Origin of the sequence: Oceaniferula marina (assembly GCF_013391475.1) — a bacterium.
Classification (GTDB): Bacteria; Verrucomicrobiota; Verrucomicrobiia; order Verrucomicrobiales; family Akkermansiaceae; genus Oceaniferula; species Oceaniferula marina.
Genome location: NZ_JACBAZ010000010.1, coordinates 1 through 12,151 on the forward strand (window position 1 = coordinate 1; position 12,151 = coordinate 12,151).

The 12,151-nt window shown below is 50.3% G+C and carries 10 protein-coding genes and 1 rRNA gene; all 11 read right to left on the reverse strand.

From position 1 onward, the window contains the following. Positions 1-169 precede the first annotated feature (169 nt). A 16S ribosomal RNA gene (locus tag HW115_RS16935) occupies positions 170-1,709 on the reverse strand. 889 nt (positions 1,710-2,598) lie between these two features. Further along, entirely contained in the window at positions 2,599-4,245 is a 1,647-nt protein-coding gene (gene groL / locus HW115_RS16940; protein ID WP_178934263.1) for a chaperonin GroEL, read from the reverse strand. Between the two features lie 70 nt (positions 4,246-4,315). Further along, entirely contained in the window at positions 4,316-4,606 is a 291-nt protein-coding gene (locus HW115_RS16945; protein ID WP_178934147.1) for a co-chaperone GroES, read from the reverse strand. Between the two features lie 132 nt (positions 4,607-4,738). Then, entirely contained in the window at positions 4,739-6,673 is a 1,935-nt protein-coding gene (gene dnaK, locus HW115_RS16950; RefSeq protein WP_178934148.1) for a molecular chaperone DnaK, read from the reverse strand. A 306-nt stretch (positions 6,674-6,979) separates the two neighbouring features. After that, entirely contained in the window at positions 6,980-7,195 is a 216-nt protein-coding gene (locus HW115_RS16955; protein WP_178934149.1) for a hypothetical protein, read from the reverse strand. Positions 7,196-7,456: 261 nt separating this feature from the next. After that, positions 7,457-7,612: a hypothetical protein gene (locus HW115_RS16960; protein ID WP_178934150.1), complete on the reverse strand. Its 156-nt coding sequence runs from the start codon at positions 7,610-7,612 to the stop codon at positions 7,457-7,459. Positions 7,613-8,159: 547 nt separating this feature from the next. Next, positions 8,160-9,644, reverse strand: a complete 1,485-nt coding sequence (locus HW115_RS16965) for a GAF domain-containing SpoIIE family protein phosphatase (protein ID WP_227021615.1) — start codon at positions 9,642-9,644, stop codon at positions 8,160-8,162. A gap of 40 nt (positions 9,645-9,684) precedes the next feature. After that, positions 9,685-10,212 carry an STAS domain-containing protein gene (locus tag HW115_RS16970; protein ID WP_343219711.1) on the reverse strand — a complete coding sequence of 176 codons (528 nt, stop codon included), beginning with the start codon at positions 10,210-10,212 and terminating at the stop codon, positions 9,685-9,687. Positions 10,213-10,476: 264 nt separating this feature from the next. Further along, positions 10,477-11,088, reverse strand: coding sequence for a 30S ribosomal protein S4 (gene rpsD / locus HW115_RS16975; protein ID WP_178934153.1), 612 nt, complete (start codon positions 11,086-11,088; stop codon positions 10,477-10,479). Positions 11,089-11,129: 41 nt separating this feature from the next. Beyond that, a complete protein-coding gene (gene rpsK / locus HW115_RS16980) occupies positions 11,130-11,702 on the reverse strand; it encodes a 30S ribosomal protein S11 (protein WP_343219712.1) in 573 nt (190 codons plus the stop codon). A gap of 41 nt (positions 11,703-11,743) precedes the next feature. Continuing rightward, a complete protein-coding gene (gene rpsM / locus HW115_RS16985) occupies positions 11,744-12,112 on the reverse strand; it encodes a 30S ribosomal protein S13 (protein WP_178934154.1) in 369 nt (122 codons plus the stop codon). Positions 12,113-12,151 lie beyond the last annotated feature (39 nt).

Genomic DNA, 12,151 nt, shown 5'->3' on the forward strand with positions numbered 1-12,151 from the left:
AGGAAAAGTTAAGATTGAATTGTGCACTGCGGCCGCTCCTTCGGGCGCGCATTAAATAAATAAGTCGTGGACAGCTTTCGCCATTCCACTCAAACACCATCGTGATTGCTCACTTTAGGTGTCGACCTTTTGCAGGGACCGTGAGAACGGTTTGCAAATTACTCCTTAGAAAGGAGATGATCCAGCCGCAGGTTCCCCTACGGCTACCTTGTTACGACTTCATCCCAGTTACCAACTACACCTTAGGACCTTGCTTCTATAAATAGTTAGCGCAGATACTTCGGGTGCGATCGGCTTCCATGATGTGACGGGCGGTGTGTACAAGACCCGGGAACGTATTCACGGCACCGTAGCTGATGTGCCATTACTAGCGATTCCAACTTCATGGAGGCGAGTTGCAGCCTCCAATCCGAACTGGGCCCAGTTTTTTAGATTTCCTCCTCCTCACGGGTTCGGTTCTCATTGTACTGGGCATTGTAGTACGTGTGCAGCCCTAGGCGTAAGGGCCATACTGACCTGACGTCATCCCCACCTTCCTCCCGGTTGACCCGGGCAGTCTGAATAGAGTCCCCAACATTACTTGCTGGCAACTATTCACAGGGGTTGCGCTCGTTGCTGGACTTAACCAAACATCTCACGACACGAGCTGACGACGGCCATGCAGCACCTGTGTAAGGTCTCCGAAGAGTCACACGCTTTCACGTGCTTAGCAATACATGTCAAGCCTAGGTAAGGTTCTTCGCGTTGCATCGAATTAAGCCACATACTCCACCGCTTGTGCGGGTCCCCGTCAATTTCTTTGAGTTTTAGTCTTGCGACCGTACTCCCCAGGCGGCGCGCTTAACGCGTTAGCTCCGGCACAGAAGGGGTCGAGTCCTCCTACACCAAGCGCGCACCGTTTACTGCCAGGACTACAGGGGTATCTAATCCCTTTCGCTACCCTGGCCTTCGTACCTCAGCGTCAGTAAATGTCCAGCAGGCTGCCTTCGCCATTGGTCTTCCTCTCGATATCCACGCATTTCACTGCTACACCGAGAATTCCACCTGCCTCTCCATTACTCCAGTCTGGCAGTATCGGATGCAGTTCCGGAGTTGAGCTCCGGGATTTCACACCTGACTTACCAAACCGCCTACGTACTCTTTACGCCCAGTGATTCCGAATAACGCTCGGGACCTTCGTATTACCGCGGCTGCTGGCACGAAGTTAGCCGTCCCTTCCTCTTATAATACTATCAAACATACACGCTATTAACGCATATGCCTTACTCTTATATGACAGGAGTTTACGACCCTAGGGCCTTCATCCTCCACGCGGCGTTGCACCATCAGGGTTTCCCCCATTGTGAATGATTCTCGACTGCTGCCACCCGTAGGTGTCTGGACCGTGTCTCAGTTCCAGTGTTGCTGATCGTCCTCTCAGACCAGCTACCCGTCGTCGCCTTGGTGAGCCGTTACCTCACCAACAAGCTGATAGGCCGCGAGCCCATCTCAAAGCGGCACCCGAAGGCACCTTTGATCCAAAGATCACATGCGGTATTAATCTTCCTTTCGGAAGGCTATCCCCCACTTCGAGGCAGGTTGCTCACGTGTTACTAACCCGTCCGCCACTAAAAATGCAATTAGCAAGCTATTCGCATTTTTCGTTCGACTTGCATGTCTTATCCACGCCGCCAGCGTTCATTCTGAGCCAGAATCAAACTCTCCGTATAAATGACCGATTATTCATCGGATCCTTTTAAACAGTTATAGGCTTTGTATCTATTCCTGTATCTCCATCGCTGAAGAACACAGGACGTAATTACGTTTACCAAATTGACAAGTAGTAAAGATTGAAGCCGAAGCTCCACTCCCTCTACATATTCTGCGCACCGGTTAAAACCGACACACAGCGCACAATTCAATCTTCCCTCTTCCTTCCTGTCTGAACCGTCCGGCAATCACTCCACATGCAGGCTTGGCACCATACTTGCTTCATCGCTTTCACCGCCTTTCAGGCAGGACCAACATTGTAAAAGAACTCGTAACGCGGAGATAAAAAAACCGATCGGAATCTGCTCTCTCAAGCTTGCTACTCTCGTAGTGTTCCCGATCGACTTGCTGTCTCTCGCGTGCCCTCCCTTCGGAGCGGCGGGCGGAACCTACTCAAAATTTCATTTTCCGCAAGATCTTTCTGCATCAAATTACAACTTTTTTACCACCCCCTTCACAACCCCCTGATTTACAAGGGAAAGACCAAATCATTTTTTTGATCATCCACGGCCAAAAATGCGCCAATCTGAACCAGCGATCATTCAAAATTCAGAAACGGGTATTTAAAGCACCGCCAAAAGCAACGACAAGAACGATCTAACATAGCCACTTTTAATGAAGTTTTTTCATTCCTTGATCCTTGGCTGTGAGCTGCATGATCGCACCCGACTGACTCCTCGCCCATCTCGACAATCGCCCATCTGTTTTGCTACTCGGCATAAAGAAACGGACATCGGTGCAAAAACGTCAAAAAGCCCCGGCCGCAAAATGCAACCGGGGCTTTAAAAGATACGGTAATGACCGCATGGCGAAGATGGCGACCAGGGAGGCCTCCTCTTCAGGGCATGATTACATCATGCCGCCCATACCGCCCATACCACCCATACCGTGGTCGTGACCACCGGCAGCAGGCTCCTCCTTCTCAGGAAGATCTGTAATGAGACACTCCGTGGTCAATAGGAGACCTGAGATAGAGGCTGCATTCTGAAGTGCAGAGCGGGTAACCTTAGTCGGGTCAACCACACCATCAACGATCAGATCGGTGTATTCACCGGAAGCCACGTTGTATCCTTCGTTACCGCCAGCATTTTTAACATGCTCAACAATGAGAGCACCTTCCAGTCCAGCGTTGGCAGCCAACTGACGAAGCGGAGCTTCGACGGCGCGAGACACGATCTCAGCACCCGTTGCCTCGTCACCATCGAGCTCAAGAGCTCCGATGTTGGCTTGGGCACGGATAAGAGCGGTTCCACCTCCGGGAACGATACCTTCTTCAACAGCGGCGCGTGTTGCGTGAAGGGCGTCCTCGACACGGGCTTTTTTCTCCTTCATCTCAGTCTCGGTAGCAGCACCGACGTTGATGACGGCAACACCACCCGCAAGCTTGGCAAGACGCTCTTGAAGCTTCTCGCGATCGTAGTCGGACGTGGTGTCCTCGATCTGGCGGCGGATTTGGTTGACGCGACCTGTGATCGCCTCGCTGGTTCCCTCACCTTCAACGATGGTGGTGGAGTCTTTGGTGATTGTGACACGCTTGGCTGAACCGAGGTCCTCGAGTTCAACATTTTCAAGCTTAATACCAAGGTCCTCTGTGATAACCTTACCTCCGGTGAGAACAGCAAGATCTTCAAGCATCGCCTTACGGCGGTCACCGAAGCCAGGAGCTTTCACAGCAGCAATATTCAGCGTTCCGCGAAGCTTGTTCACAACAAGCGCGGCAAGAGCTTCACCCTCCACATCTTCAGCGATGATCAAGAGAGGCTTACCTGTCTTAGCAGCCTTTTCGAGAAGTGGCAGCAGATCCTTGAGGTTGCTGATCTTCTTCTCATTGATGAGAATAAGAGCTCCATCGAGAGAAGCTTCCATAGCTTCCGCATCAGTGACGAAATAAGGGCTGAGGTAGCCTTTGTCGAACTGCATTCCCTCGACCACATCGAGGTTTGTTTCAATTCCCTTGGCTTCTTCAACGGTAATCGTGCCGTCTTTACCTACCTTGTCCATGGCCTCGGCAATGATGCCGCCGATTTCCTTGTCCCAGTTAGCTGAAACGGTAGCCACCTGAGCAATTTCGTTGGTGTCGGACACCTCCTTGGAGATTTCACCCAATTGGGCAACAAGAGCTTGCGTCGCCTTAAGAATACCACGCTGCAAGGAAATAGGATTCGCTCCGGCAGTCACGTTACGCAGACCTTCTTTATAAATCGCTTCGGCAAGTACCGTAGCTGTGGTTGTTCCGTCACCGGCAATGTCGGATGTCTTGCTGGACACTTCACGGATGAGCTGGGCTCCCATGTTTTCATAGGGGTCTTCCAGCTCAATTTCCTTGGCGACAGAAACGCCGTCCTTGGTGATGGTTGGAGAGCCGAACTTCTTGTCAAGAATGACGTTACGTCCTGCAGGTCCGAGCGTAGCCTTGACAGCAGCGGCAAGTTTTTCCACTCCGCGCATCAGCGATTGGCGAGCAGACTCGTCGAATTGTAATTGTTTGGGCATAATAAGTTATTGGTTAATCGTTGTTTGTTTATTGGATTATCTAAAGATCCGAAACATCCATTGAACGCAGCACTTAGGCTACGATCCCGAGGATGTCGGACTCAGAAAGAATCAGAAGGTCTTCACCGTCAATTTTGACTTCGGTTCCTCCGTATTTGGAAATGAGCACTTTGTCACCGACCTTGACAGAAAACTCGATGGTGTTGCCATCTTCGTCTTTGCCGCCGAGTCCAAGGGACACGACTTCGGCTTCTTGTGGTTTTTCCTGGGCGGTATCCGGAAGGACGATTCCTCCGGCACTAATTTCTTCGGCTTGAAGGCGCTTTACGAGAACGCGCTGTCCGAGTGGTGTAATGGTTGACATAGTTCTTATTCTGTTTGTTTTTCGTTGGTTTGATTGGCCCCTTCCATGGTTTTCAATGAAAGGGGCCGAGATTGGATTCATAGAAAAGCCCCCTCACGAAACAGCAGTTCGCCAGGGAGCCTTGTTTGGGATTTAGTCTTCGACGACTTCAGCGTCGACCACCTTTCCTTTGGCCTGTTTTGGCTCGGATGATTTTTCACCAGTATCTGCTGCAGTCGCATCAGGGGCTGGCGCAGCTCCGGCACCACCAGCAGCGGCACCTGCGGCTTGAGCCGCCTGAGCAAGTTCCTGAAGGGAGGCCTCCAAGTCCGCAGTAGCGGATTTGATACCATCGAGGTCATCAGCCTTAAGAGCAGCCTTAACGGCTTCAATCTTGGATTCGATACCCGACTTGATCTCTGCCGGCAATTGCTCACCAAGCTCACCTATTTGCTTCTCGACCTGATTCACCAGGTTTTCGGCATTGTTCTTGGTTTCCACAGCTTCGGCGCGCTTGGCGTCTTCTTCAGCATGCTCTTCAGCGTCACGTTTCGCCTTTTCAATTTCATCGTCGGAGAGACCACTTGACCCCTCAATGGAAATTTTCTGCTCTTTGCCGCTATTTTTATCCTTTGCAGACACATGAAGAATGCCGTTTGCATCGATATCAAAGGTCACTTCGATCTGAGGCATACCGCGAGGTGCAGGTTCAATTCCGTCAAGACGGAAGTTTCCGAGCAACTTGTTATCATCAAACATCTTACGCTCGCCCTGGCAGATTCGAATATCCACAGCTGGCTGATTATCAGCAGCCGTTGAAAACGTTTGGGACTTTTTCGCCGGGATGGTGGTATTGCGCTCAATCATGGGAGTGGCAACACTACCCATGGTTTCAATGGAAAGACTCAATGGCGTGACATCGAGCAACAGGACATCGGTCACATCCCCTTGCAAGACACCACCCTGAATGGAGGCTCCAATAGCAACCACCTCGTCCGGGTTAACCCCTTTGTGAGGAGCTTTACCGGCCAATTCTCCAGCCACTTCCTGCACCTTAGGCATCCGGGTCATTCCCCCAACAAGCACCAACTCATCAATCTCGCTGGCGGAAACACCAGCCTCACTGAGGCAGTCAATTACCGGCTTTTTAGTCCGATCGAACAATCCATCGGTGACCTGCTCGAGCTTGGCACGAGTGAGCGTGCTTTGGATATGCTTAGGACCAGTCTGGTCCGCAGTGATGAATGGCAGATTAATGTCGTAACTCTGTGAGGAGCTCAATGCGATTTTTGCCTTTTCAGCTTCTTCTCGAATCCGCTGCAAAGCATCCGGCTGACCACTGAGATCAACTCCCTCTGCGGCTTTAAACTCCTGGACGATCCAGTTAATGATGGCCTTATCCCAATCATCACCTCCGAGTTGGGTGTCACCATCGGTTGCAAGCACTTCGAATACACCGTCGCCAATCTCGAGCACCGAGATATCGAAGGTTCCACCACCGAGGTCATACACGGCGATTTTTTCATCCGACTTCTTATCCAAACCATAGGCCAATGAGGCTGCCGTCGGCTCGTTGATGATCCGGCGCACCTTGAGTCCTGCGATTTCACCCGCAGCCTTGGTTGCGTTACGCTGGGAATCGTTAAAATAAGCGGGAACGGTAATCACAGCCTCGGTAATGGTTTCTCCGAGCTTGGCTTCCGCATCCGATTTTAATTTACCCAGAATCATCGCCGAGATTTCCTGGGGTGAATACACCTTGGTTTCACCTCCCACCTCGACTTCGATGTGAGCATCACCACTTTCCGCCTCTACCACCTTGTAAGGAAGCTGCTTATCATCCTCGCTAAGCTCGGAAAACTTACGCCCGATCAAACGCTTAGCTGAGAAGATGGTGTTTTTGGGGTTGGTGACAGCCTGACGCTTAGCGGCCTGACCAACAAGTCGCTCACCGCTTTTTGTAAATGCTACAACAGATGGAGTGGTGCGGGCACCCTCCGAGTTTTCAAGAACATTGGGTTCCCCCCCCTCCATCACAGCCATGCAGGAGTTTGTGGTTCCAAGGTCAATTCCGAGTATCTTTGCCATAATCTTAAGTTGTTTGGTTGCTTGAGTTCATTTGAGGCCATTTATTCCGGCCTCTTGATTTTTAAAATAGGTCAATCGCCACGTAGGCGCTCCGCCTAAGCTATTGCAAACGCCATGCCAGCCCCTCTAAAACAGACCAGAAAAACACACAACCCGCTGAACAACAACAACTTAAGAAAACAAAGCGAATCTAAAGATCCTACAGAAAACCTAAAATGAGACAGATTGACACGGACAGCAGCGCATCAACATGAGACAAGATGTCTCAGTGCGCCAATAAGCACCCCACGATGGCACCTTCCTTGATCAAATATCGGAACCAGCATCCTTGGCCATATCCAGACGTTTGGATACATTGGGGATTTCCGAAACCTTGGGCATCTCCGTATCGCTCAACTCCGTTGGGGACACTTCAACCCAGCGCTTTTGTTTTTCATCATACAAATCTGGAGCCGCCGATCGATGATAATGGCGCAGCTTCGCTTTGAACGGAGACCGTCCTCTTTCTCTCTTCTCTAGCATATACTTACCCTGTGTGTTTCATTACCTCTCCCCCGACAAATGATTTTGTCCGAAAACTCGTTCATTCCACCAAGAGGGAGGCGTCACAACCGTAAATGCAGCCAGAACAAAAAGCAATATCATTTTCCACAGCTCGAGAAAGAACCGTCACCCGGCATCAGCTTAAATCAGTATTTAGCATGATAGGCAGACGCAACGAGGGGCGTGGAATCACTCCACACCCCTCGTCTATAAAATAAACAATAAAATGTTCAGCTCTGTCTACTTGGCGTATTCAACAGGAGCAGGAACATCGTTAAACTGAGGCATTGGGCGCAACTCGGGTGGCTTTTCTTCACCGGTACAGCAACCGCAAGAGGAAAGAGCAACACCGCCGGCAACAGCGGACAACATGACAAGGATACGTAGTGCTTTCATAATAGTGTTCTAAGACGCCTTTGTATTGGCCAATTTCCTACCAAATGACAAGAAAAAAGGACGAACCACACGAAGATGGTCCGTCCTTGACTCAAATTTGAGTTAATCCACTTACTTGGCAGGAACTTCCTGAACAGGAGGAACCGTGGTCTCAGGCTGGGAACCACATGATGCACTGAATGCAACACCAAGGGCAGCGGCAAGAATAATAGCAATTTTCATATTGATATAATTGGTTGTTTGGTTTGGTCCAGGTAGTCTGAACATAACAGACTACCCAAATTTTAGTTAGAAGGTAGTTCTAATTACTTAGCTGGAGCAACGTAAGTTGCAGGAGGCTCCTCATTCTGGTTACAGCAGGAAGCACTAACCATCACACCACAAGCTGCAGCGGCAATCGCGAGCAATTTAATCATTTTCATGGGACTATCTATTTGTTGTTTCTAATTTGAATAGGTTAAACGGGAACTAACGAGTTCACCGTAACGACAGTAACCAATCTATGAGTCGTCCCATATAAATGCAAGCTAGAAAAAGAAAAATATCATTATCGCTTTTCTATCGCGATCACTGTAATATCATCCATTTGAGGTTCTGCCCCAGCAAAAGAAGAAACAGCCTGTTTGATAGAATCCACAACCGCTTCAGCTCCCATGGGAGCCGACTTCATAAACTCACTTTCGAGTCGATCGGCACCAAATTCATTTTCATGTTTATCGACAGCCTCACAGACTCCATCAGTATATAACAACAGGCAGTCCCCGGATTCCATTTGCAGGGAGAGATCCTTGGTCACACGTTCGAACACAGCACCTTCATCGATCCCAATCGCTAGACCGGGAGGTTTGATCACCTCGATATTTCGAATATTGCTACGGAACATCAAAGGAGCATCATGCCCCGCACGGGCCATACACACATTGCCACTGGTTTTATCCAGAATGACATACGCCAGGCTAACGAACATGTCTTCACGCACATCCGGGAAAAGGTTACGATTGACCTGGGCCAAAGCCTCTGCCGGACTGCTCGTATTCTGGGATGTCATTCGGAGCACACTGCGGCACATCGCCATCAACAATCCGGCGGGCACTCCTTTTCCGGTAACATCGGCGATCACGATGCCTGCCCTGTCATTCGGCAGATCGATATAGTCAAAGTAGTCACCACTGATCATACGCGCTGGCGTATTGCTACCACTAACCCGATAGCCGGAAATTTTCGGTTCCTTGGAGGGTAAGAGAACATGCTGAACATCACGAGCCGTCCTAATCTCATCATCCAGCTTACGCTTTTCTGCAAGCTCCTGATGAATCATGGCATTCCCCATCGCAAATGCCGACTGCTCAGAAACCGAACGAAACACTTCAAAATCATTCTGCGAAAACCCTCCATGCTCCAGTCTCCGCACAACAGCAACCACACCGAGATCGCGCCCCCCATGTTTTAGCGGTGACAATAAGGCGGATACGTCTTCGTCATAACGAACAAAAGCATCCCGAAACGCCTCGTGATTTTTCACGTTGCTCACATGCATACACTCGCCTGTCGCCAGAGCCGCCCCCAATACTCCCTCATCAACCGACACCTTGGTCAGCCTGACGTAACTGTCCATGGCGCGCGGATCCTTCTGGGCTCGGTGCCGAATCTCGACTGGAACCCCTACCAATGGGGGGCAATCCTTCGAAATGTATTTGGGAAGGAGACTCTTGCGGTCATCACTCAAGAGATACAAGCCTCCACCATCGGCGTTTAATACCTTGCTAAACCCGTCCACAATCTCCTTGTGCAACTGATTGCGGGTAATATCCCTCTCGATGGCTAAGCCAAGGTGATGAAGAAAGTCAAACATCCTCATCTCTTCACCAAGGATCTCCTCTTTTTCTTTCTTGATCGCCTCCAAACGCAGGGCGGTCTTCCGCAAAGCCAACAAACAAATCACGAACAACAATGCGGCAATCGCGATCATCACTGCCAGCAAGTCTGGACCTACTAACAATAGTAAGGGAAAATCATCAGCTATCCACACCATTTCATCTCCCTTTTCTAAATCTAAAAATAGGGAAGTGCACTCACTTCCCTTGCTCACTTTTGGCTTTCACCTCGGCCTCTAAAAAATCCAGAACGGTGCCAAACTTTTCGTTGTTACGCTCATCAGCCTCAACCAGCTTTCTATGGGCCTCCAAAACCTCAGGTGCGTTAGCCGGCTTTCGCTCTTCTTCGGCATAAGGCTTCAAATGACTCCTTACGTGTTCCAAGCGGTGACGCCAAGCAGCATCCTCTGGTTCAATCGACATCAAGACATCCAAGCCCAGATCCTCCAGAGATTTTCGATTTTTTTCTCCGGGTTCAGCGATCTGGAGGGTGCCCCGGGGACGCTTCATCAAACGCATTGCCAAGCCGGCCAAGGTCCCCATAAATGTGGAGTCCATCCCTGTGCAGGCTGAAAGATCGACCACTACACAAAGCACCCCGTTATCAATCTCTGTATCACACCACTTTTTTAGCAAAGGGCTATTCAAGAATGATCCTTTACCCTCGCAACGGATCCATGAGAATTCGATCTCGCGATAGGTTAAAATTGGGTTTTCAGCGCTCACTCCGAGTAACGAGGTTTAAAAAGGGTCGATGCGCCCGAGAGTAGACTTTCTTTGCGTTCAGGTCAATCCCACAGAAGAGTTATTTTCACTTCATTTATCCAGATTTCACCACTCCAAATTAAAGCAATCATTAGAGGCATATCCGAAAGTGATTTCCTGAAGCTTTTTCGCTCTCAAGTGAACCTCTCTCCAGGATGAAGACAAAAAATTGGCGGGCCACCGAAGCAACCCGCCAATTGTTTAAAGTATTGAACTCAAGCGAAATTAACGTGAGTAAAGTTCGACCACGAGCTGGACGTTGACTTGAGCGTCCATATCGTCGTTTTCAGGTGTCCGGGCGATACGTCCGGTCATGGTAGCACGGTCGAGTGTCAACCATTCCTTCAGCGGCACAGCCTGGGTAAGGTCCATGTAACGCAGTCCAAGCTGCTGTGAGCTTGGTTTGTCCTGCACGCTGATGACGTCACCGGGTTTGCACTGGTAGCTGGCGATGTCCACCCGCGTACCGTTCACTTGAATGTGACCGTGGTTCACCATTTGACGAGATGCGGAGCGAGTGTTGCCCAATCCGAGACGGTAGCAAACGTTGTCGAGACGAAGCTCAAGAATCTGAAGCAACAGGTCACCGGTAATGCCGCGACGACGGGAGGCTTCCGCGTAGTAGGAACGGAACTGCTTCTCGAGCACACCGTATTGGAAACGAAGCTTCTGCTTCTCACCAAGCGCAACGGCGTAGTCAGATTTCTTACGGCGTCCTGCACGCACACCGTGCTGCCCGGGAGGGAAGCTACGACGTTCAAGCGCCTTGGAAGGTCCGAATAATGCAACACCGAAACGGCGGCTGATTTTATCTTTGGGGCCAGTATAACGAGCCATAGTAGTATTAAAAAGTTAAAGGTTGAAAAAGAATGGATAAATTACACACGGCGAGCCTTCTTCGGGCGGCAACCGTTGTGCGGGATAGGAGTAACGTCCTTGATCGCGGAGATCTGGATACCAAGTCCCTGCACGGCACGCACAGCGGACTCACGACCGGACCCCGGTCCCTTGACGCGGACTTCCGCTTCTTTCAATCCATGACTCATGGCCTGACGGCATGCATCCTGGGAAACGACCTGCGCAGCATAGGCTGTGCTCTTACGAGATCCCTTGAAGCCCATTTTACCAGCGCTGGACCAGCCGATGGCATTACCATTGACATCAGTCACGCTGACCAAGGTGTTATTGAAGGTGGCGGTGACATGCACCACACCTGTGTGGACGTTCTTGCTCTTCTTGGCTTTGTGAATCCGAACACTCTCTTCGTCTTCACCCATGAGTTCGGCGAAAATATCGCGCTTTTTCTCGGGGGCCTTGGGAGCTTCTTCTTCAGCTGTTTCCGTTGCCTCGGCAGTTTCTGGAGCTTCAGCGGCAGGAGTTTCGGCAGCTGGAGTTTCAACCGGAGTCTCAACTTCTTCAGCAGCCACGTCTTTGATTTCTTCTTCAGACATAATGAAAAATAATTAGGTTAATGATTCTGCGGTTTAGCAAATTACTTCTTCGCTCCGACAGTGCGCTTCTTACCCTTGCGGGTCCGGGCGTTGGTGCTGGTGCGTTGACCGCGAACCGGCAGACCGACACGGTGACGGATGCCACGGTAACAGTTAATAGCAGAGAGGCGTTTCATTGCCGCCTGCTTTTCACGACGAAGATCACCTTCGATGAGAATACCTTCAGAGGTAATCACCTGGGCAATTTTCACAAGTTGCTCTTCAGAGAGCTGACCGGTGCGGATGTCAGGATCCACTCCTGCCTGCTCGAGGATGCGCTTGGAGGTCTGACGACCAACGCCATAAATGTAGGGAAGAGAAGCTTCAATGCGCTTCTCATTTGGAATTTCGATACCGAATATACGTGCCATATCCTAATTGGTTGGATTGTTTTACTGGTTGGTTGGCGC